General features: G+C 73.7%; 21 protein-coding genes. 6 read left to right on the top strand and 15 right to left on the bottom strand.

Annotated features, from left to right (window positions below; all coding sequences use genetic code 11):
- Positions 1–92: 92 nt before the first annotated feature.
- The 7 genes from htpX to C6361_RS26870 form a co-directional block, all read right to left on the bottom strand.
- Complete coding sequence (htpX, locus tag C6361_RS26840; RefSeq protein ID WP_107269383.1) at positions 93–977, bottom strand: zinc metalloprotease HtpX; 885 nt, start codon at positions 975–977, stop codon at positions 93–95.
- 130 nt (positions 978–1,107) lie between these two features.
- Positions 1,108–2,715, bottom strand: a complete 1,608-nt coding sequence (locus C6361_RS26845; protein ID WP_234359023.1) for an NADH-quinone oxidoreductase subunit N — start codon at positions 2,713–2,715, stop codon at positions 1,108–1,110.
- A 16-nt stretch (positions 2,716–2,731) separates the two neighbouring features.
- Complete coding sequence (locus tag C6361_RS26850) at positions 2,732–4,255, bottom strand: NuoM family protein (protein WP_107269385.1); 1,524 nt, start codon at positions 4,253–4,255, stop codon at positions 2,732–2,734.
- The gene (locus C6361_RS26855) at positions 4,252–6,192 is read right to left on the bottom strand and encodes an NADH-quinone oxidoreductase subunit L (protein WP_107269386.1); all 1,941 of its coding nucleotides are present in this window, start codon (positions 6,190–6,192) and stop codon (positions 4,252–4,254) included. Before C6361_RS26855 ends, C6361_RS26850 begins: the two co-directional genes overlap by 4 nt.
- On the bottom strand, positions 6,189–6,638 hold the full coding sequence (gene nuoK, locus C6361_RS26860; RefSeq protein WP_107269387.1) for an NADH-quinone oxidoreductase subunit NuoK: 450 nt from the start codon (positions 6,636–6,638) through the stop codon (positions 6,189–6,191). Before nuoK ends, C6361_RS26855 begins: the two co-directional genes overlap by 4 nt.
- The gene (locus C6361_RS26865) at positions 6,635–7,138 is read right to left on the bottom strand and encodes an NADH-quinone oxidoreductase subunit J (RefSeq protein ID WP_107261005.1); all 504 of its coding nucleotides are present in this window, start codon (positions 7,136–7,138) and stop codon (positions 6,635–6,637) included. The genes nuoK and C6361_RS26865 overlap by 4 nt, the downstream gene beginning before the upstream one ends.
- Positions 7,135–7,812, bottom strand: coding sequence for an NADH-quinone oxidoreductase subunit I (locus C6361_RS26870; protein WP_107261007.1), 678 nt, complete (start codon positions 7,810–7,812; stop codon positions 7,135–7,137). Before C6361_RS26870 ends, C6361_RS26865 begins: the two co-directional genes overlap by 4 nt.
- A gap of 132 nt (positions 7,813–7,944) precedes the next feature.
- Between C6361_RS26870 and C6361_RS26875 the strand changes: the two genes are divergently transcribed.
- Both C6361_RS26875 and C6361_RS26880 read left to right on the top strand, forming a co-directional pair.
- On the top strand, positions 7,945–8,352 hold the full coding sequence (locus tag C6361_RS26875) for a Uma2 family endonuclease (protein WP_107269388.1): 408 nt from the start codon (positions 7,945–7,947) through the stop codon (positions 8,350–8,352).
- A gap of 242 nt (positions 8,353–8,594) precedes the next feature.
- Positions 8,595–8,855, top strand: a complete 261-nt coding sequence (locus C6361_RS26880; RefSeq protein WP_234359024.1) for a hypothetical protein — start codon at positions 8,595–8,597, stop codon at positions 8,853–8,855.
- A gap of 87 nt (positions 8,856–8,942) precedes the next feature.
- Here the strand turns inward: C6361_RS26880 and nuoH are convergent, their stop codons facing one another.
- On the bottom strand, positions 8,943–9,908 hold the full coding sequence (nuoH, locus tag C6361_RS26885) for an NADH-quinone oxidoreductase subunit NuoH (RefSeq protein WP_107269389.1): 966 nt from the start codon (positions 9,906–9,908) through the stop codon (positions 8,943–8,945).
- On the bottom strand, positions 9,908–10,720 hold the full coding sequence (locus tag C6361_RS26890) for an NADH-quinone oxidoreductase subunit C (protein ID WP_107269390.1): 813 nt from the start codon (positions 10,718–10,720) through the stop codon (positions 9,908–9,910). The genes nuoH and C6361_RS26890 overlap by 1 nt, the downstream gene beginning before the upstream one ends.
- A 102-nt stretch (positions 10,721–10,822) precedes the next feature.
- Here C6361_RS26890 and C6361_RS26895 point away from each other — a divergent pair, with 102 nt between their 5' ends.
- Positions 10,823–11,869 (top strand): glucose 1-dehydrogenase, encoded by a 1,047-nt coding sequence (locus C6361_RS26895; RefSeq protein ID WP_107269391.1) that lies wholly within the window; start codon positions 10,823–10,825, stop codon positions 11,867–11,869.
- A gap of 62 nt (positions 11,870–11,931) precedes the next feature.
- Here C6361_RS26895 and C6361_RS26900 read toward each other — a convergent pair whose 3' ends face one another.
- From C6361_RS26900 to C6361_RS26920, 5 genes are all read right to left on the bottom strand, one after another.
- Complete coding sequence (locus C6361_RS26900) at positions 11,932–13,248, bottom strand: DUF2252 domain-containing protein (protein ID WP_107269392.1); 1,317 nt, start codon at positions 13,246–13,248, stop codon at positions 11,932–11,934.
- A 120-nt stretch (positions 13,249–13,368) separates the two neighbouring features.
- Entirely contained in the window at positions 13,369–14,985 is a 1,617-nt protein-coding gene (locus C6361_RS26905; RefSeq protein WP_107269393.1) for a carboxypeptidase-like regulatory domain-containing protein, read from the bottom strand.
- A gap of 90 nt (positions 14,986–15,075) precedes the next feature.
- Positions 15,076–15,654, bottom strand: coding sequence for an NADH-quinone oxidoreductase subunit B (locus C6361_RS26910; RefSeq protein WP_107269394.1), 579 nt, complete (start codon positions 15,652–15,654; stop codon positions 15,076–15,078).
- A gap of 116 nt (positions 15,655–15,770) precedes the next feature.
- Positions 15,771–16,382, bottom strand: coding sequence for a DUF305 domain-containing protein (locus C6361_RS26915; RefSeq protein WP_107269395.1), 612 nt, complete (start codon positions 16,380–16,382; stop codon positions 15,771–15,773).
- Positions 16,383–16,489: 107 nt separating this feature from the next.
- Positions 16,490–17,233: a lytic polysaccharide monooxygenase gene (locus C6361_RS26920; protein ID WP_107269396.1), complete on the bottom strand. Its 744-nt coding sequence runs from the start codon at positions 17,231–17,233 to the stop codon at positions 16,490–16,492.
- Between the two features lie 233 nt (positions 17,234–17,466).
- Between C6361_RS26920 and C6361_RS26925 the strand changes: the two genes are divergently transcribed.
- The 3 genes from C6361_RS26925 to C6361_RS26935 all read left to right on the top strand — a co-directional run bounded on the left by C6361_RS26925 (position 17,467) and on the right by C6361_RS26935 (position 19,997).
- Entirely contained in the window at positions 17,467–18,426 is a 960-nt protein-coding gene (locus C6361_RS26925) for a hypothetical protein (protein WP_107269397.1), read from the top strand.
- Positions 18,427–18,547: 121 nt separating this feature from the next.
- The gene (locus C6361_RS26930) at positions 18,548–19,117 is read left to right on the top strand and encodes an RNA polymerase sigma factor (RefSeq protein WP_107264258.1); all 570 of its coding nucleotides are present in this window, start codon (positions 18,548–18,550) and stop codon (positions 19,115–19,117) included.
- A 1-nt stretch (position 19,118) separates the two neighbouring features.
- On the top strand, positions 19,119–19,997 hold the full coding sequence (locus tag C6361_RS26935) for a hypothetical protein (RefSeq protein ID WP_107269398.1): 879 nt from the start codon (positions 19,119–19,121) through the stop codon (positions 19,995–19,997).
- A 25-nt stretch (positions 19,998–20,022) separates the two neighbouring features.
- Here the strand turns inward: C6361_RS26935 and C6361_RS26940 are convergent, their stop codons facing one another.
- Complete coding sequence (locus tag C6361_RS26940) at positions 20,023–21,489, bottom strand: aspartate aminotransferase family protein (protein ID WP_107264259.1); 1,467 nt, start codon at positions 21,487–21,489, stop codon at positions 20,023–20,025.
- Positions 21,490–21,505 lie beyond the last annotated feature (16 nt).

Consider the following 21,505-nt stretch of genomic DNA (forward strand, 5'->3'; position numbering starts at 1 on the left):
CGAACCGGCCCCGGCTCCCGTTTGCGGGGAGCCGGGGCCGGTCGGCCACTGGCCTACGAGCCGGGAACCACTGGCCTGGCGGGCCGTGGACGTCAGCGCTGGTACTGGACCGGGCCGACGTTGGCGCCCGCCATCTGCTCCAGGCGGCGTACCCGCTCCTCCATCTTCGGGTGCGTGGAGAAGAGGTTCGCCACGCCACCGCCCCGGAACGGGTTGTCGATCATCAGGTGGGCGGTGCTGGTCAGCCGGTTGTCGGCCGGCAGCGGCAGCGCCTTCGTACCAGCGTGGATCTTGCGGAGCGCGCTGGCCAGTGCCAGCGGGTCCCGGGTCAGCGCGGCACCCGAGGCGTCCGCCTGGAACTCCCGGTTACGGCTGATGGCGAGCTGGATCAGGGTGGCCGCGATCGGGCCGAGGATCAGCGTCAGCAGCAGTACGGCCGGGTTCGGCGAGTCCTCGTCGTCCCCGCCGCCCAGCGGGATGAACCAGGCGAGGTTGGCCAGCATGGTGATGATGCCGGCCAGGCCGGCGGCCACACTGGAGATCAGGATGTCCCGGTTGTAGACGTGGGACAGCTCGTGACCGATGACGCCCCGCAACTCCCGGTAGTCCAGGATCTGCGTGATGCCCTGGGTCACGGCGACCGCCGCGTTCTGCGGGTTACGCCCCGTCGCGAACGCGTTCGGCTGCATGGTGGGGCTGACGTACAACCGGGGCATCGGCTGCTTCGCCTCGGTCGCCAGCTCCCGGACCATCTGGTAGAGCGCCGGGAATTCGGCCTCGGTGACCGGTTGTGCCCGCATCGCACGCAACGCGAGCTTGTCCGACCAGAAGTAGCTGGCGGCGTTCATGCCCAGCGACACCAGTACGGCGATCACCAGACCGCCGCTGCCGCCGAACCAGTAACCGACGCCGAGGATGAGAGCGGTGAGCAGGCCAAGAAGCGCGGCTGTCTTGAGCCGGTTGTGATGGCTATGCACGATAACTCCTTCGGTGCGCGGGCCGATGGACCCGCTGACCGGTCCAACACCCGAATACCCCCTCAACAATCCGGATATGACTGAGAGTTACCTGAGAAAGCGCCCCAACAGCCGCCCGGGGCGGCGAATCTCACAGTGCGGCGACGTCCAGGATCAGTTGCGGGGCGAAACCGACGACGATCGCGACCAGGGTCGCCAGGGCCAGCGCGGCGACAACCGCCCAGGCCGGCCGGGCCGGCGCGGCGGCCGGCACCGGGCTGCCGTCGCCGGGCGCGGCGGGCGCACCCGGATCGGCGGCGGGCACCACCGGCGCGGCGGCGGCGTCACCGGCCCGCTCGGCGGCCGGCTCCGGAGCGTAGAGGGTGGCGGCGACCCGTACGTAGTAGGCGAGCCCGACCACGGCGTTCAGCGCCACCACCACGGCGAGCCAGCCGGCGTCCCCGGCCAGCAGCGAGCGTACGACGGTGACCTTGGCGAAGAGTCCGGCCAGCCCGGGCGGCAGGCCGGCGAGCCCGACCAGGGCCAGCACGAACGCCGCCCCGACCCACGGCCGGCGCCGGGCCGCGCCCCGGTAGTCCGCGATCTCGCCACCGTCGGCGACCGCCGGCCGCAGCGCCACCACCGCCCCGAACGCGGCCAGCTCCAGCAGCACGAAGAAGACCGTGTACGCCACCGCGGCGGCGACCGCCGTGTCGATCGCCTCCGCACCCCGCCCCGACGAGAGCGCCAGCGCGCCGAGCGGGGCGACGATGTAACCCGCCTGGGCCACCGACGACCAGGCCAGCAGCCGGACCATCCGGCGCTGCCGGAGCGCCACCAGGTTGCCGACCGTCATCGTCAGCACCGCCACCGCCGCCAGCAGCGGGCCGGTCACCCGGGCCGGCAGCGCGGCGGCGGTGACCGCGAGCAGCGCGACCACCCCGCCGAGCTTGGAGGCGGTCGAGAGGTACGCCGCGACCGGCACCGGGGCACCGTCGTAGGTGGCCGGCGCCCAGGCGTGGAACGGCACCGCCGCCACCTTGAAGGCCAGCCCGAGCACGATCAGCGCCACCGCGACCACGGTCAGCGGCAGCTCCAGCAGCGCCGGCCCGGCCGGGAAGCCGCCGTCGAGCGCCACCGGCCGGTTCGCCTCGGCCGTGAAGACCGCGTCGAGCCGGCTCAGGTGCACCGCCCCGGTGACCGCGCAGAGCAGCGCGGCGCCGAGCAGGGTGATCGCGGTGGCCACCACGCTGACGACGAAGAAGGTCAGTGCCGCCTCGGCACCGGCGACGCTGCGGTGCCGGAGCCCGACCAGCACGTAGAGCGGCAGGGTCAGCGTCTCCAGGGCGACGACCAGGGTGATCAGGTCGCCGGCCGCGCCGAGTACCACGCCGCCGGTCATCGAGCAGGCGAGCAGGAAGCAGTACTCCCCCGGCGGCACCTGGCCGGAGCGGAGCAGCGGGACGGAGAGCGCCAGCACCCCGAGGGTGAGCAGCGCGAAGAGGCAGCCGACCAGCGCCGCCCGGCCGTTCGCCAGATAGGAGCAGTCGTCTCCGGCGCAGAACGTGCGCCGCGATCCGGCGGCACCGACCAGCACCGCGCCGAGCGCGGTGGCGGCGGCCCCGGCCGCGAAGACGGCCACCGTCGCGCCGCGCCGGCCGATCAGCAGGTCGGCCAGGAGCACGAGTACGGCGGTACCGGCCGCCAGGTACGCCGGCAGCAGCGCCACGTTGTCCACGCTCTGGATCACGGCACCCACCCGTCGACCGAGCCGATCATCGGATCGCCTCCAGTAGCGCCCCGACCGGCACCTCGGCATAGCCGAGCACCAGGGTCGGGGCGAGCCCGATGGCGAGGGCGAGCAGCACCAGCGGCCCCCAGGCGAGCAGCTCGGCACCGTGCAGTCCCGGCGTCAGGGTCAGCACCCTGGGGCTGGCCGGCCCGTGCGTGACCCGGCGCAGCAGCCGCAGCAGGTACGCCGCCGTCAGCGCGCCACCGAGCGCGGCGAGCACGGCCAGCGTGGTCCAGAGTGGACCACCCACCCGCCAGGCGGCCACCACCGCGAAGGCCTCGCCCCAGAAGCCGGCCAGGCCGGGCAGTCCGAGCGAGGCGATGGCGGCGAAGCCGAGCAGCCCGGCGAGTCGGGGCGTACTCTCGCGCAGCCCGCCCAGCTCGGTCAGCGCACCGGTGTGCGCCCGGTCCTTGATCGCCCCGGCGAGGAAGAAGAGCAGGCCGGTGATGACGCCGTGCGCGATGTTGCCGATCAGCGCCGCCTGGATGCCGGTGGCGGTCAGCGTGGCGATGCCGAGCAGCACGAACCCCATGTGCCCGACGCTCGAATAGGCGATCAGCCGCTTCAGTTCGCTCTGCGCCAGGCAGACCAGCGAGCCGACGATGATCGCCGCCACCGCCAGCACCCCGAGCACCCCGGCGGCCTGCCGCGCCCCCTCCGGCGCCACTCCGACCGCCACCCGGATCAGCCCGTACGTGCCCATCTTCAGCAGTACGCCGGCCAAGATCACGCTGCCGACCGTCGGCGCGGCGGTGTGCGCGTCCGGCAGCCAGGAGTGCAGCGGCCAGAGCGGGCTCTTCACCGCGAACGCGATCGCCAGCAGGATGAACGCGGCCAACTGGGTGCCCCGGGACAGTCCGGCGCCACCGGTCAGCTCGGTCAGGTCGGCGGTGCCGGCGGCGGTGACCACGGTGAAGACGCCGACCAGCAGCAGCACCGAGCCGAAGAGGGTGTAGAGGGCGAACTTCCGGGCCGCGTGCCGCCGGTCCTCGCCGCCCCAGACCGCGATGATCGCGTACATCGGGAGGAGGACGACCTCGAAGAAGAGGAAGAAGAGCACCAGGTCGAGGGCGAGGAAGGTGCCGAGGATGCCGACCTCGACCACCAGCAGCAGCGCGACGAGGCTGCGGCCCCGCCCCGGCGCCGGCACCCGCCACCAGGTGTACGCGCAGCAGAGCAGCGTCAGCAGCGCGGTCAGCACCACCAGCGGGTAGGAGACCCCGTCGACGCCGAGCTGGAACCGCAGGTCGAGGCCGGGCACCCAGCTCAGGTCCAGCTCGTGCCACGGTCGGATCCCGGGTGCTGCGGCGCTCTCCGGCCGGTACGCCGTCCAGGTGTCGGTGGCGCCGACCGCCAGCAGCGCGGCGAGCACCAGGGTCACCGCCGCGAAGGCCGTACCGGTGATCCGGGCGGCCCGGTCGAACCGGCCCGGCAGTACGGCGAGCAGCGCCGCGCCGAGCGCCGGCACCGCCAGCGTGGCGACCAGGCCGATCCCGCCGAGGGTCATGTCGTCCCCCCGAGGGCCAGTACGGCGGCGAGGCCGAGCAGCAGGGCACCGCCGAGCACCGCCACCACCGCCCGGGGCATCCCGGCCCGGTGCAGCAGCTCCATCCCGCCGCCGAGTCCGCTGGTCCCCCGGCCGGTCCCCTCGACCGCCCCGTCCACCAGCCCCTCGTCGCCGCGCCGGGCCAGCCGGCCGAGCGCCCGCACCGGGCGTACGACGAGAGCGTGCTGGACCTCGTCGAGCCAGAAGGCCCGGGCGAAGGCCGGGCGCAGCGGACCCAGTCCGGTCGCCGGGTCGGCGGCCGGATCGGCCCGCCAGCGCCACCAGGCGAGCCCGGCGCCGGCCAGCAGCAGCGCCACGGGAATGATCACGAAGCTGTCCAGGTGCGTCTCGTCCAGCGCCAGCGCGTCCCGGAACGGGGTCACGAGGAGCGCCAGCCCGAGCGCGGCGCTCGGCACCGCGAGCAGGATCACCGGCCAGCGCAGCAACCCGGGCGGGTCGTGCGGCGGGCCGGCCGGGGTGTGCGCGGGCGACCCGGCCGGTGCGTCGATCGCCGACGCCGGACTGGCGTGCGCGGCCGGGGTGTCGACCGGATGGGTCTGCGCCCGGGAGGTGCCGAGGAAGGTACGCAGCAGCAGCCGGGTGGCGTACCAGGCGGTCAGCCCGACCCCGAGCAGCCCGGCGAGCCAGACCAGCCAGCCCACCCAGGCGGCGGTCGGGCCGGCGTGGTGCAGGGCGGCCCGCTCGGCGACGACCAGGATGCCGTCCTTGCTCCAGAAGCCGGCCAGCGGCGGCACCCCGGCCAGCGCGGCCAGCCCGATCACCGTGCACCAGAAGGTCACCGGCATCGGCCGGCGCAGCCCGCCCATCGCCGACATCAGGTTGCTGCCGACGGCGTGGATCACCGCACCGGCGGCCAGGAAGAGCAGCGCCTTGAAGGCGGCGTGGCTGAGCAGGTGGAAGAGCGCGGCCGGTGGCGAGCCGACCGCCAGCGCCCCGGCCATGTAGCCGAGCTGCGACACCGTCGACCAGGCGAGTACCCGCTTGATGTCGTCCTGGGCGGTGGCGGCGAGCGCGCCGAGCAGCAGGGTGACCGCGGCCATCACCCCGAGTACGGCGAGCGCGGCCGGGGCCTGCTCGAAGAGCGGGAAGAGCCGGGTCACCGCGTAGATCCCGGCCGCCACCATCGTCGCGGCGTGGATCAGCGCCGAGATCGGGGTCGGGCCGGCCATCGCGTCCGGCAGCCAGGTGTGCAGCGGGAACTGGGCGCTCTTCCCGGCCACCCCGGCGAGCAGCAGCAGGCAGGCGGCGGTCAGCGTGCCGGAATCGAAGTCGTGGGCCAGCACGTCGGTGATCCGGAAACTGCCGGCCCGCACGCCGAGGAGCACGATGCCGAGCAGGAAGCCGACGTCGCCGACCCGGGTGACCAGGAACGCCTTCACGGCGGCGGCGGGCGCCTCCGGCAGCCGCCGGTCGTGGGCGATGAGCAGATAGGAGCAGATGCCCATCACCTCCCAGCCGACCAGCAGCATGATCAGGTCACCGGCCACCACCACCAGCAGCATCGCGGCGGTGAAGAGGCCGACCTGGGCGGCGTAGGGGGCGTACCGGTCGTCGTCGTGCAGGTAGCCGACCGAGTAGACCTGCACCGCCAGCGCGACCGCCGCGACGGCGATCGCGACCAGGGCGGCGGCCGGGTCCAGCCGGAGGGTGAGGGTGACCGGCAGCCCGCCGAAGTCGATCCACTCGGCACTCGCCTCGGTGCCCCGGCCGTCGAGCGCGAAGACCAGCCCGATCGCCGCCGCCAGCGCCACCGCCGCGCCGCCGATGCCGAACGCCGCCGCGCCGGCCCGGGACCGCTGCGGCAGCAGCAGCCCGACCAGGGCCAGTCCGAAGGGTACGGCCGGCAGCAGCGCGGCGAGCACCGTCGCCCCGGTCATCGATCCGCTCCCGGTGCCGGTCCTGTCGACGGTGTGGTCGCCGCCGACCCGGTCAGCGCCGGAGCCGCCACGATCGCCTGCGGCCCGGCGTCCGGAGTGTGCGCGTCGAGGCGTACGTCGTCGATGGCGACCGTGCCGCGCAGCCGGTAGAGCTGGAGCACGATCGCCAGCCCCACCCCCACCTCGGCGGCGGCGATCACGATGACGAAGAGCGTGAACGCCTGCCCGGTCAGCGGCAGCGGCGCGGCACCCTCGACGCCCGGGGGCGGATGACCCAGCGCCGCGTGCAGCGGGGCGGCGTCGGCGGTGACCAGCAGCAGGTTGACGGCATTGAGCATCAGCTCGACGGCCATCAGCACCAGTACGGCGTTGCGGCGGCGGAGCACGCCGTAGACGCCCAGGCCGAAGAGGAGGGCGGCGACGACGTACGGGATGGCGGGCCTCACTGGCGCCGCCCCGGAATCCGTACGCTGATCGCGATCGCTCCGACCAGGGCGGAGAGGAGCAGCACCGAGAGCACCTCGAACGGGAGCACCCAGGAGCGGAAGATCTCGGTGCCGATCCGCTCCGCCGTCCCGGCCTCCGGCAGCTCCACCGTGGACCACCGGTACGCGTCGACCAGCAGCGCGGCCAGGCCCAGCCCGGTCCCGCCGCCGATCAGCGCGGCCGGCCAGCCGGGCCGGTCCAGGTCGTCGGCGGCACCGATCGGCGCCCGGGTCAGCATCACCGCGAAGAGCAGCAGCACCACCACCGCGCCGACGTAGATGAGCAACTGCACCCAGGCCACCAGCTCGGCGGTGAGCACCAGATAGAGCCCGGCGACCGCGCCGAGGCAGGCCACCAGGTAGAGCCCGGCCCGGACCAGGTGCCGGGTGGAGACCACGAGTACCCCGGATCCGACCGCCACCGCCCCGAGGGCCAGCATCAGCACGTCGGCGGCGGTCACGGCGGCTCCTCGTCGGCTGGGGAGCCGGTGGCCGGCGGGTCGACGGCCGGCGGGGCGGAGCCGGGGCGCTCGGTGGTGACCGGCGGGGCGGAGGTCGGACGGGCCGGCGTGGGGCGGGCCGGGCGGCCGGTGCGTGCCGCCGGACCGGCCGGACGGTCCCCGGCCGCACCGGGGGTGCCGGCCTTGCGCGCGGCGGCCTCCTCCTTGGCCGGTTCGCCGTTCTGGTCGTGCGCGGGCGGCGGTGGCACGGTCGCCATCCACTCCCCGAGGTGCTCCTTGTCGTGCAGCAGGTCCCGGATGTCGTACTCGGCGTACTCGAACTCCGGCGACCAGTAGAGCGCGTCGAAGGGGCAGACCTCGATGCAGATGCCGCAGTACATGCAGAGCGAGAAGTCGATGTCGAACCGGTCCAGTACGTTGCGCTGGCGCGGCCGGGCCGCACCGGGGACCGCCACCTCCTCCTTGTGCGAGTCGATGTAGATGCACCAGTCCGGGCACTCCCGGGCGCAGAGCATGCAGACCGTGCAGTTCTCCTCCAGCAGCGCGATCACGCCCCGGGAGCGTGGCGGCAGCTCGGGGGCGACATCCGGGTACTGCTGGGTGTGCGAGCGCCGGGTCATCGTCTTGAGGGTGACGGCCAGCCCCTTCGCCAACCCCTCGCCCGGGACGCTCATGCCAGCACTCCGCCGCGCTCGCTCATGGGCCTTATCCTGCCGTGTCGGCGGTTCCGGCGCGACCACCCCCGGCCAGTTGAGGCGGTACGGTGGCATCGGGTGACGTAAGTCCGCCATCCGCGAGAGGGAAGCATGACCCTCGAAGAGGACTGCCCGGACGGGTACGACGTCACCCAGGCCGTCGAGGTGCGGATCAGCCAGCGGCGATCCTTCATCCCCGACGTGCTGGTCACCACCGCCACCGCGGCGGCCCGCCGGACCGCGAGGTACGAGCCACACGAGGTGGTACTCGCCGTCGAGATCGTCTCCGAGGGTTCGCAGTCGATGGACCGGATCCTCAAGCCGGCCCTCTACGCCAAGGCCGGAATCCCCTACTACTGGCGGATCGAGACCGACGGCGGCCTGGTCGTACACACCAACCGGCTGGACCCGGTCGAGGAGATCTACGTCGAGACGGGCCGGTGGACGAAGCACGTCGACACCGGCGAGCCCTGGCCGGTCAACCTGCCGATCAGCCGGCTGACCCCCCGCCACCTCTAGCCGCCCCGAAGTCCCGCCCGCCGACGACGGACATCGAGGGTGGGATGGGCGTCGCGCGCGGCCACACACTGCTCGGAAGAGCGCTGCGGAACGGATCCCGCTGTCGCCCGACGACGTGGTCGCCGGGCGCCGGTACCCCGATCCGCCGGTGCGGCGCGGTCGACCCGGCGAACGGGCGGAGCTGCCTGCTCCCGCCCGGCCACCTCCGGGCCGCACCGCGACGAGCAGATGAGGGGATGGCGGTGGAACTCGACGCGCGAGAGGCACTGATCCTCAGCGGCCACCTGGACGTCGCGGCGAGCGGCCCGCCGCTACCCCACGAAGTCGTCTGGACACGCCTGGTCGAGACGATCCGGCTGCATCGGATGATCGGCGGATTGTGTCAGGCGTGTGGCGAGCGGGCCGGTCCGGAGGGCCGGTGCTTCAAAGCCGCGATAGCGGTGGAATGGTGCCGGCAAAACCCGATGACGCTTCTCGATCAGTCCGCTCCCGGGCGTCCCTGATCCGCGTGACGGGTGGTCGGTCCCCGGGGTCGTGGAGTCGGACCGTCGCGGCAACGACGGCCCGACTCCACGGCCCCGGGCCGGGCGTCAGGCGATCGCCAGCTTCACCCCGGCGGTCAGCACGAGCTGGCCGAGCGCCACCGGGACCAGCACCAGCCAGCAGAGCCGCTGCAACTGGTCCTCGCGCAGCCTCGGGTACGTCACCCGGAACCAGATGATCACGAACGAGACGGCGAAGACCTTGATCAGGGTCCAGAGCCAGCCGAGGTAGTCGTCGCCGAACGGCCCCTGCCAGCCGCCGAGGAAGAGCACCGTGGTCAGCGCGGCGATCACCACGATCCCGACGTACTCGGCGAGCAGGAAGAAGGCGAACCGCAGGCCGGTGTACTCGGTCATGTAGCCGAAGACCAGCTCCGAGTCGGCGATCGGCATGTCGAACGGCGGGCGGCGGATCTCGGCGAGCCCGGCGACGAAGAAGACCACCATCGCCGGTGCCTGCCAGAGCAGCCACCACGGCTGCCACGCCTCGACGATGCCGGGCAGGCTCAGCGTGCCGGCCGCCATCGCCACGCTCGCCGCCGCGAGCACCAGCGGCAGCTCGTAGCCGAGCAACTGGGCGGCGCCCCGGATCCCGCCGAGCAGGCTGTACTTGTTGGCCGAGGCCCACGCCGACATGAGTACCGCGACCACACCGACGCCGACGACCGCGAGTACGAAGAAGAGCCCGATGTCCAGCGGCTGCCCGACCAGGTCGTTCGGGCCGAGCGGGATGACCAGCAGGGCCAGCAGGTACGGCACCAGCGCCACCACCGGGGCGAGCCGGAAGACCGCCCGGTCCGCCTCGCGCGGGGTGACGTCCTCCTTCTGCACGAACTTGACGCCGTCGGCGATCAGTTGTGCCCAGCCGTGGAAGCCGCCCGCGTACATCGGGCCGAGCCGGCCCTGCATGTGCGCCATCACCTTGTGCTCGGCCTGCCCGACGACCAGCGGCAGGATCAGGAACGCCGCGACCACCCCGACGACCCGGACCAGCAGCTCCAGCCAGAGCGGCATCAGGCACCTCCCCCGCTGTCCTCGGCCGCCTTGGACCCGTCAGCCGGTGGGCTGGAAGCGGGCGCGGCCGGTGGGCTGGAAGCGGGCGCGGCCGGTGGGCTGGAAGCGGGCGCGGCCGGTGGGCTGGAAGCGGGCGCGGCCGGTGGGCTGGAAGCGGGCGCGGCCGGTGGACCCGAGGTGGGTCGGGCGCGGCCCGGAGTGCCGCTGGCGGGGGCGGCGGCGACGGGTACGGCGGCGGAGAGGCCCCACTCGCCAGGTGCCGGTACGCCCGGTGGACGCATCGCCTGCCGGCGGCCGGTACCGGCCTCGGACTCGCCCGGCTCCTTCGCCCCCGGCCACGCCTTGGCCACCCGGGAGGCGAGCACGAACTCCTTGCGCAGCGGATGCCCCTCGAACTCCGGCGGGAGCAGCAGCGGCGCCAGGTCGGGATGGCCGGCGAAGTCGATGCCGAACATCTCGTGCGTCTCCCGCTCGTGCCAGGCCGCCCCGGGGAAGAGTTCGACCACCGAACCGACGGTCGGGGCGTCCCGAGGCACCCGGGTCCGGAGCAGTACCCCGTGCCGGTGCCGGGTCGACCAGAGGTGCGCCACCACGTCGAACCCCTCGGCCAGCTCGTCGACGGCGGAGAGCCAGTCGAAGAAGTCGCAGGCCAGCTCGGTGTCGTCCCGGGCCGTCCGGACGGCGTCCCGCCAACGGCCGGCCGGCACGTCCACGGTCGCCCGCGCGTACGCCTGGCCGCCGGACTGCCCGACGGTCACCTCCGGGTCCGCGAGCAGCGTGCCCAACCGGTCACCGACCTGTTCCGGGGTCATGTCCGCGATCCTAGGGCCATCCCCGGCCGCTCCGTCGGGTCGCGGACCGGTTATTCGACGACTCCGGGGGTACCGGACCGGCCGGCGGGGAAGAATGACCAGGTGCGTGCGATTACCGTGACCCCGGGTCGGGCCAACTCGCTGCGGCTGGCCGAGGACTTCCCGGAGCCGAGCCCCGACGAGGGTGCGGTACTGGTGGAGTCGGTCGCGGTCGGCGTCTGCGGCACCGACCGCGAGATCATCGACGGCGAGTACGGCGAGCCGCCGCCCGGCACGACCGAGCTGGTGCTGGGGCACGAGTCGCTGGGTCGGGTGCTGGAGGACCCGAGCGGCTCGTTCGCCCCGGGTGACCTGGTCGCCGGGATCGTCCGGCACCCCGACCCGGTGCCCTGCACCAACTGTGCCGTCGGCGAGTGGGACATGTGCCGCAACGGTCTCTACACCGAGCACGGCATCAAGTGCCTACAGGGCTTCGCCCGGGACCGCTGGCGGATCTCGCCGAACTTCGCCGTACGGCTCGACCCGGAGCTGGCCGAGCTGGGCATGCTGCTCGAACCGACGAGTGTGGTGGCGAAGGCGTGGGAGCACATCGAGCGGATCGGCGCCCGGGCCGCCTGGGAGCCGAAGCGGGTACTGGTCGCCGGGGCGGGGCCGATCGGCCTGCTGGCCGCCCTGCTCGCCGCGCAACGCGGCTACGAGCTGCACGTGCTGAACCGCTCCGCGAACGGCGACAAGCCGGCACTGGTGGAGGCGCTCGGCGGGGAGTTCCACACCGGCACCATCCCGGAGCTGGGCATCGAGTTCGACATCGTGCTGGAGTGCACCGGCGCCCCGACGGTGGTGCTGGACTCGATGTGCCAGGCGGCGCCGAACGGCATCGTCTGCCTGACCGGCGTCTCCTCCGGCGGCCGCACCATCGACTTCGACGCGGGCGCGCTGAACCGGGAGCTGGTGCTGGAGAACAACGTGGTCTTCGGCACGGTCAACGCGAACCGGCGGCACTGGGAACTCGGCGCCGAGGCGCTCGCCGCCGCCGACCGGGACTGGCTGGCCCGGATGATCACCCGACGGGTGCCGGTCGACCGGTACGCCGAGGCGTACGAGACGCAGCCGGACGACATCAAGGTGGTCCTGGAGTTCCCGCACTGACCCTGCCGCCCGTCGACCCGTCGACCCCGTTGGTCGGCCCGGCGGCTACAGCCCCGGCGCGGCTACAGCCCCGGCAGTTCGCCGTTGCGGAACAGGTCAACGAAGATCTGGTGGTCCTGCCGGGCCCGGGCCCCGTACGCGTGGGCGAAGTCGACCAGGTGCGCGACGAAGCCGGCCTCGTCGGCGGCGACCGCGGCCACGATCGCCTCCTCGGTGGAGAAGTCGACCAGGTCGTGGCTGGACTCGTCGTCGGCGACCGAGTGCATCCGGGCCACCGCCCGGCCCAGGTCGCCGAGGACCCCGGCCAGCTCCTCCGGCTCGTTGACGTCCGACCAGTCCAGGTCGGCGGCGTACGGGGAGACCTCGGCGACGAGCTGGCCGTGCCCGTCCAGCTCGGTGAAGCCCAGCCATGGATCGGCGTGCGCCTGCAACGCCCGCTGCGACTCGGCCGTCCGGTGTCCCTGGTGCCGGAAATAGTCGCGGACCCCGTCGTCGGTGACGTACCGGGCCACCGCCGGCACCTGGGCCCGCTTCATGTAGATCACGACGTCGTTCTCCAGCGCCTGGGTGTGCCCCTCCAGCAGCAGGTTGTAGGAGGGCAGCCCGGCCGACCCGATCCCGACACCCTTGCGCAGCACCACGTCCTTGATCTGCGCGGCCACCGGGCGGCGCTCGGCGGTGGCCGGCGGCAGCGTACCCAGGTAGTGCTCGAACGCCGCCACGACGGCGGTCCGGATCTCCCGGTCGACCTCGTAGACGCCCTCGCCGAGCGAGAAGCGCCGCTCGTACTGGTCGACGGTGGTCTGCTGGGCCAGCAGGTCGACCCGGGTACGCAGCCGGGCCTGCTGGAGCACCCGCCGGAGCACCCCGTCGGCGTTGTCCAGCCGGATCGAGCCGATCGCGTCGTCGCCGCCGCTGGCGATCGCCCGCAGCTCGGTCAGGTAGGCGGCGGCGAACCGGGTGACCAGCCCGCCGATCGCCGAGTCGGAGAGCGCCTTGCCGTAGCCGAGCAGCGCCACGCTGGCCGCGAAGCGCTTCAGGTCCCAGGAGAACGGCCCGACGTACGCCTCGTCGAAGTCGTTGACGTTGAAGACGAGCTGCCCGGAGCCGTTCATGTAGGTGCCGAAGTTCTCCGCGTGCAGGTCGCCGTGGATCCAGACCCGGCTGGTCCGGGCGTCGAGGAACCGCTCGTCGGAGAAGTCCCCGACGAGGTCGGCGTAGAAGACCGAGGCGCTGCCCCGGTAGAACGCGAACGGCGAGGCGGCCATCTTCCGGAACTTGCGCCGGAACGCGGCCGGGTCGACGGCCATCGACTCGCCGAACTCGGCGATCAGGACGTCGACCAGCCACGCTGCCCGCGGGCCGAGGGTGGTAGCCATGATCGCAGGCTAGTCCGGCTCCGCCACCGGTGGCCGTGGTCCGGCGAACCGGTCCACCGCGCGGGTCGATCCTGAGCGGTCGCGCCCGCCGCCGGTGGCGACGTCGCGTCCCGCGCCGGGCTAGCCTCCGGGCCGGGGCGCACAGGTGCGGACCAGGTCCAGGGCCAGCGTCGTGGTGGCTCCGGCGGTCAGCCCGACCGGGGTGGCCGCCGTCGGCGGGCCGGCGCCGCCCGTCGGTGCGCCGTACCAGCAGGTGGTGGTCGGGTCGGCGTACTCGACGTGCACCTGCTGGCCGCGATGGCCGGGCAGCACGAAGCGGCCGTCCGGGCCGACGTGGCCCGGCCCGGCCCCCGCGACGTCCCCGGTCCGCTGGTGGTACGTCCAGACCTGCCCGGCGCCGACCGCCGCGCCGTTGCGGCCGACCGTGCCGGTCAGGGTGCCCCCGTCGACGAGTCGGGTCGAGAGCGCGGCGGTGCTGCCCGAGGTGACCGGGGTCAGCCGGGCGCTGAACCGGTCGGCCACCTCCCCGGACCACTGCCAGGCCCATCCGCTGCCCGGCGGCGGGACGAACTGCACCGGCCAGGCGTACGGGCCGAGGTCGTCGATGGTGTAGCGGCCGTCCGGCCCCGAACAGTGCCGGCCGTACCCGGTGCCCCGGTCGGGTCGGAAGGCGTACGGGAAGGCGCAGACGCCGGGCAGGGCGGCGCCGGTGCGGGCGTCGGTGACGGTACCGCTGATCGCGCCGGGCGGGTCCAGCAGGATCGGCGGGATGGCGACGGTCCGCCCGGCCCGGAGCAGCAGCCGGGAGGCGAGGCGCTGGTCACCGGTACCGCCGGTCGGGGTGACCCACTGCGCGCCGTACCGCCGGTCGGTCCGGTCGTACGGGTCGTCCACCCGGTGGGCGTAGAGCTGCACCGTGGCCGGCTCGGCCAGTGGCCCGATCGCGAGCCGGCCCGACGCGTCGGAGCAGTAGCCGTCCTGGCCGGCGGACTGGCCGCCGGAGCCGGGCAGGACCAGCCGCACGCAGACCCGGTCCACCGGTCCGCCGGTGACCGCGTCCCGGACCGTGGTGGTGAGTCCGGCACCCGGGGTCAGTGCCACCGCCAGCCGGGCGACGCCGCCCCGGACCGCGTCGACGGTCACCGGCCGGGCTGGCGGGAAGTGCGAGGGTGCGGCGGTGACGGCCACCGTCCATCGTCCGGGCGGGACCTGCCCGAGCCGGACCAGCCCGGCGGCGCCGCAGCCTTCCAGCGTCCGGGTGGTGGTGTCGATCCGGGCGCAGGGCCGGGGTACGGGTGCCCCGGTCACCGCGTCGGTGACGCTCACCTCGACGGTGCCGAGCGGCAGCCACTCCTCGTCCAGGGTCAGCACCTGGGAGTCGGCCAGCGGATAGATCCCGGCCTCGGCCCGGCTCTCCCGGCCGGGCAGCCACTGCGTGCCGTGCACGTCGTCGAAGACGGAGACCTGGTAGCGGCCGGGCGCCAGGTCGCGGACCTCGTACCGCCCGTCACCGGCCGGCGTGACGTACGCCAGCGCGTGCCAGTCCCGGTCGGCGGCCCAGATCCCGACCGTGGCGTCGGCCGGGGCGCCGGAGCCGTCCACCACCCGTCCCCGGATGGTGCCGGCGCCGAGGCCGACGGCTTCCGCCGCCGGAGTCGGGAACGACGCGGCCGCTCCCGGAGCGGTCAGGAGCACTACCAGCATTCCGGCGACGCCGGTCGCCCAAGGCAATCTCATGAGCCGGCAGAGTAACCGTCATATCACGACTGGCGGGGCGGAATCGGTCAAACTGCCAATTCCGGCAGATCAGGCGCTAATCGCCGCCGGTCACTGCCGCGCGGCCGGTGGTGGCACCGGCGGCGCGGTGAGCGACTCGGCGCTCCGCCCGAGCGCCGGACCGGACCGGTCGGCCGGCGAGGCGAGTTCGTCCGGGCGGGCCACCCCGCCGACGCCGGACCGCTCGGCGGCGATCTTGTCCTGCAACCGCAGGATCCCGTGCAGCAGCGCCTCCGGGCGGGGCGGGCAGCCCGGCACGTAGACGTCGACCGGGATGATCTGGTCCACGCCCTTGGTCACCGAGTACGAGTCCCAGTACGGGCCGCCGCAGTTGGAGCAGGCACCGAACGAGATGACGTACTTCGGCTCGGGCATCTGGTCGTAGAGCCGCTTGATCGCCGGGGCCATCTTGTCGGTGACCGTCCCGGAGACCACCATCAGGTCGGCCTGGCGGGGGCCGTGCGCGAACGGGATCACGCCGAGCCGGATGAAGTCGTGCCGGCCCATGCTGGTCGCGATGAACTCGATGGCGCAGCAGGCCAGCCCGAAGTTGAAGACCCAGAGCGAGTAGCGCCGGCCCCAGTTGAGCACGAACCGGATCGGCTCACCGAGCACCGCGGGTAGCTGCACGGCCGGCCTCCTTCCCCGTCGCCCACCCGACAGTGAACCACAGGACCGGCGACCGCAGGATCGACGCCGGCCGGGCGGCCCGGCCGACGTCCGCCCGGCGGCCCGCCCGGCTCCGGCTATCCGGCCTTCGGCAGCATCTTCAGCATCTGGTCGATCTGGGCGGTCCGGGACAGGTCGATCCGCCGGGCCAGGTCGCGTACCTCGGGGTGCAGGCCGGACTTCGTCTCCATCCGGGCCAGTTCGACCGCGTCGTGCTGGTGCCCGATCAGCAGGTTGAGGAAGTCCGTCTCGAACTTCGCCCCGCTGGTCCTGGCGAGCGCCGCGAGCTGTCCGGGCCCGAGCACCGGCAGGCCGCCGTGCTCGGCGTGGGCGTTGGCGTCCGGGTCCGCCGAGGTGCTCCGGCCCCAGCCGGCCAGCCAGTCCCGCATGGTCCGCTGTTCGGCCTCCTGGGTGACCTCGATCGCGGCGGCCAGGATCTTCAGCTCCTCCCGCTCCGCCCGCTCGGGCGCCAGCCGGACCAGCGCCAGCCCCTGACCGTGCGAGGTCACCATCATCTGCAGGAACATCACGTCGGTGTCGTTGACGGCGCCGCTGGGCGCGGCCGTCGCCGAGCCGGTCGGTGCGGGTGCCGGCGCCGCGACCGGGACGCCGGTGCCGGCCGGTGCGGGCGCGCAGCCGCCGAGCAGCACCAGCGCCGCGACGGTCAAGGTACGGCGGAAGCGGTTCATCCCCTCGTCTCCAGGTACGGCCGGTGCGGCGGGCGGACCCGTGGCGGATACGGACCCGCAGGGGGTACGGGTCCGTATCCGCGACGGGTGCGTCCCGCCGGTCGGCGTCAGACGCGCTGCCAGAGCGCCGGTACGTTCGGCGGTTCCCAGCCGGCGATCGCGGTGTGCGCCTGCTGGCAGCGGTACGTCGCGCCGCCGTAGGTCACCTGGCTGCCGACCTGGTACGCGGTGCCGGCCCGCCAGGTTCCGCCGGCCGGCGGTGCGGTGGTCGGCGGCGGGGGCGGCGGCGGGTTGTTGGTACGGGTGGGGGTGGGGTTCGGGTTGGGGTTGCCCCCGCCGCCGCCGATCTGGAGGTCGACGCAGGCGTAGAAGGCGTTCGCGGTGTCCGCGATGTTCCAGATCGCCAGCAGCTTCTGCCGGCCGCTCCGGCCGCCCATGTTGACGCTGTGCGAGACGGTGGCGCCGGGCTGACGGCCGCCGTCGTCGAAGACGGCGATCCGGGAGTTGCCGATGTAGTACTCCCAGGTGCTGGTGGCGTGCCGGGCGGTGAGTACCCAGTTGAAGGTGACCTGCTGCCCGACCGAGGTCGCCGGCCAGTTGCGGCTGTCGTCGCTGAGCACCGAGAAGTGCCCGATGTTGGCGTGGCAGTTGCGCAGCCCCTTGGGGCCCTCCACGCTCTGCGGCTCGTACTGGATCTGGCCGCAGTCCGGCACGGCCCGCTGCGCGCAGAGGGCCTGACGGCTCGGCGGCGACGAGATGTACCCGTGCGCCTGGGCGGCCTGCGGGGCCACGAGGAGGGCGGAGACGACGGTTGCCGCCGTCGTCACCGCCAGGACCACGGTTCTTCGCATCGTGGGCTCCTTACTTCATCGGGAAGGTCTCCTCAACATAAAAGAAAGATTGTTAACAGTAAATACCCAACGGCAACATTCGTCGATGGCTGCACCGCGTCCCGCCCGGCGGGGAGGTGTCGGCCAGACGACATCGACCGGGGTGCAACCGGGATCCGGGAGCGGACGTGTCTTGGCCGCAACAGGGAACGGGCGGAGAGACCGCCCTCCACAGTGGACCAGGAGAACCTGAGATGACCACCGTCAAGACCCGCCACCTGACCGCCGGAATCCTCGGTGCCGCCACCGCGATCGCCACCCTCGCGACGGCGCCGGCCGCGCAGGCCGCCCCGCGCGACGGCGTGCTCCCGCAGCAACGGGACACCTCGGTCACGGTCGGCCGGCTGGTGCTCGAACCGACCGACCGGGGCTACCGGGGCAGCGTCCCGCTGACGGTCTCCTACCGGGGCCGGGGCACGGCCGACCTGCGGGTGACCGTCACCGAGCCGGTGGCCGGCGCCTTCGCCAACCTCGACTCCGACTTCCCCTGCCTCTTCGCCGAACGGGAGGGGGAACTGCGCCGGGACATCGAGTGCGGCGCCAACCCGATCCGCGGCGGTGAGCGCCGGGAGTACACCATCGACTTCGGGGTGCTGACCACGACCCAGGCGTACGCCATGTCGGCCGTCGGCGGTGCGGTGGCGGTGCGGACCGTCGACGCCCAGCCGCTCACCGTCACCACCGGCTTCGACACGGTGTTCCGGTCCACCACCGGCTCGCTGCGCGACCCCAGGCCGTACGTGCAGGACACCCAGACCGACGCGTCCGTGCAGGCGGGTGCGGCGACCCTGGTACGCCAGCCGGACGGCAGCTTCCTCGGCCGGGTCCCGCTGGTCGTCCGGTACGACGGCGACGCCCCGCACGACACGCTCCAGTTGGAGGCGCTACTGCCGGACGGCGTGCAGGTGCGGGGCATCGACCCGTCGGCGGTGTGCGCCTTCCCGTGGTGCGAGGTGCCGGGCGGCCGGTTCATGCCGGGCGAGGAGCGCGCGATGGAGCTGCTGATCGGCGCACCGGCCGGTACCGCCCCCGGCGACCTGGGCACCGGCTCGGTACGGCTGAGCGCCGGCTTCTTCATGCACGACCTGTCCGACGTGGACCCCTCCGACAACACGGCGGGCTTCGGCATCACCGCCCTTGACAGCGCTGTCTAACGTGACGGTCGTCGACGCCCGGCCCCTGGCATTCCAGGGGCCGGGCGGCTCCGTCCTGTCTCCACCGGTCACCGCACCGGCTGGTACGGCGGGCGCGCGGAACACCAACGGGGAGACGGATGTGCAGGCTGGGGAGCTGGCGCCGCGTTTCGACGACGTCTACCGTGCCCACTTCCAGCCACTCGTCGTCCAGCTGTACGCCTACGTCGGAGACATGACCGAGGCGCAGGACCTGGTGCAGGAGGCGTTCAGCCGCGCCTGGCCCCGCTGGGACAAGATCGCCCGGTACGACGATCCCGTCGCCTGGGTCCGCCGGGTCGCCTGGAACACCGCGACCAGCAGGTGGCGCCGACTGCGGACCGCCCGCCGATATCTGGAGCGCCAGCGGCCCGAGAACGTCCCCGGACCCGGCCCGGACCGGGTGGCCCTGACGGCGGCGCTGGCGACCCTGCCGCCGAACCAGCGCCGGGCCGTGGTGCTGCACCACCTGGCGGACCTGTCGATCAACGAAATCGCCCTGGAGTGCGAGGTCGCACCCGGCACGGTCAAGTCCTGGCTGCACCGGGCGCGGACCGCGCTCGCCGCCCGGCTGGGCGAGACTGGTGCGGACGGCCAGGCACCCGGCGCGACGCCCGGCACCGCCACCGCCCGGAAGCCGCCGGAGCCGACGAGCCGGATGGAGGTGATCTGACGTGGACGAGCTGGACCCGATCGCGGCCCGCCGACTCGACACGGCATTCGCCGACCTCCGCGCCGACGCGCTCGACCGGGCCGGCGCCCCCGACCCGGACGCGCCCCGGCGGATCGCCTACCGGCGTACCCGCAACCGGATCGCCGCCGTCGGGACCCTCGCCGTCGCCGTCGTGGCCGGCGGGGTGATCGGCGTGATCGGCACCGACGGCGCCGAACTGCCCGACCCGCCGGTCGCGGACACCCCCAGCCAGACCGCCGCGCCGGAGACCGCCCCGCCGTCCGCCTCGCCGTCGGCCACCCCGTCGGGATCGCCGTCCCCGACCGCCAGCGCCACGCCGAGCGGAACGCCCAGCCCGACGGCGCCGCCCACCACCCCGGCCAACCCGGCGCCGACCCGCCCCGACGACCGGGGCCAGGGTCCGGAGCCCGGCCCGGCCGAGCCGGACCGGCCGACGGACCTGGTGTTGACCGGCCCGGCCGAGGTGACCCTCACCCCGGTCGACGGCAGGTACGCCGGCACGATCCAGATCGTGGTCCGCAACCAGGGCGAGCAGCCGTACGACGCCACCGCCATGACCATGGTGGAGCCGTTGGAGGTGCGGACCCGGCTCGACGGCACCGACTTCGGCCCCTGCTTCTACACCGACCAGAACTCCCGGACCCGCACCTCGGAGTGCAGCGGGTTCAGCACGGTCCCGTCCGGCGGCTCCCAGGCCAGCACCTTCGCCATCACCGTCGACGTGGCGCCGGCACCCGGGACGCGGACGATCGACGGCTACCGGCTGACGGTACGCAGCAACCTGGACGGCCGGTTCCTGACCGACGAGACGCCCGGCGACAACACCATCGGGGTACGACTGCGACTCAACGGCGGCTGACCGGCGGGCGGGAGGTGCCGGCCGGTCACCAGCCGGGTCGCTGTAGCAGGCCGAGGAACTCCGCCAGCAGCGCCTCCCGGACCGGGATCGGTGCGGCGTCGAGCAGGGTGTTCACCGGCGCCATCCGCTCCGGCGGCCGGCCGGCGGCCGGGTCCAGACCCAGCCCGGCGGCCACCCCGGTGACCAGGTCCGGGGTGAGCTGCGCCGGGGTCAGCGTGCCGAGCGTTCCGAGCAGCTCGGCGGGAAGCCGCACCGGACCGGCCAGCCTGGCGTCCGCCGCCGCCGCCCGCAGGTCCGCGCCGAACTCCGCCACCCGGGGCGCCACCGAGGCGGTCACCGACAGGTGGATGTTGGCCGGCATGCCGGCGTACGACAGCTGCGGCTGGGTGTGCCAGCCACGCCGGGTCAGCTCGTCGGCGAGGACGAAGAGGTTCAGCCCGGGGTCGGTACTGGTGAAGCAGACCACCGTCGACTCCGGTTCGGCGACCAGCCGCAACCCGTCCACGTCGGAGACCGCGCCGGCCAGTCCGCGTACCGCCGTCAGGGTCTGCTCGGCCAGGGTCAGGTAGCCGGCGTCGCCGAGGTGCCGCAGGATCGCGTAGGCGGCGGCGATCGGCCCGCCGGACCGGGTGGACGAGATCACCGGGTTGACCATCGTGTAGCCGGGCCAGCCGGCGAAGGCGAAGTACTGCGAGCGGCGCAGCTCCGGGTCGCGGTGCAGCAGCACCGAGACACCCTTCGGGGCGTACGCGTACTTGTGCAGGTCCACCGAGATCGAGGTGACGCCCGGCAGGCCGAGGTCGAACGGCGGCACCGGTACGCCGAGCCGGCGCAGATAGGGCAGCGTCCAGCCGCCGAAGCAGGCGTCCACGTGGCAGCGCACCCCGGCGGCGGCGGCGATCCCGGCGATCTCGGCGACCGGATCGACCACCCCGTACGGGTACGACGGCGCCGAGCAGGCCACCAGTACGGTCTCCGGGCCGATCGCGGCGGCGATGTCGCCGGGTGCGGGGCGGAGCGTCCGGGCCGAGACCGGCACCTGGTCGAGGATGATCCCGAGGTAGTGCGCCGCCTTGGCGAACGCGGCGTGCCCACTGGTCGGCACCACCAGCCGGGGCCGGGCCACCTCCGGCCGGGCGTCCCGGGCCGCCTTCACGGCCAGGATCAGCGACTCGGTGCCGCCGCCGGTGACACTGCCGACCACCTCCGGCGCCGCCGTGCCCGGCCCGCCGCCGAGCAGTTGGGCGGCCGCGCCGACGAGGGCGTTCTCCAGCGCCAGCAGGGACGGGAAGGCGGTCGGGTCCAGCCCGTTGACGTGCGCCGCCAGCGCGTACGCCGAGTTCGCCAACTCGTCCAGCCCCGGCACGGCGGAGTCGTAGACGTAGGCGAAGAGCCGGCCGCCGTGCGTCGGCAGGTCCGTGGCGCGCAGGTCGCGGAGTTCGGCCAGCACCTTGTCCGCGGGTACGCCCACCGGCGGCAACGCGTCGATCATGGCGGCCACCGTAACA

This window comes from Plantactinospora sp. BC1 (assembly GCF_003030345.1).
Taxonomy (GTDB): domain Bacteria; phylum Actinomycetota; class Actinomycetes; order Mycobacteriales; family Micromonosporaceae; genus Plantactinospora.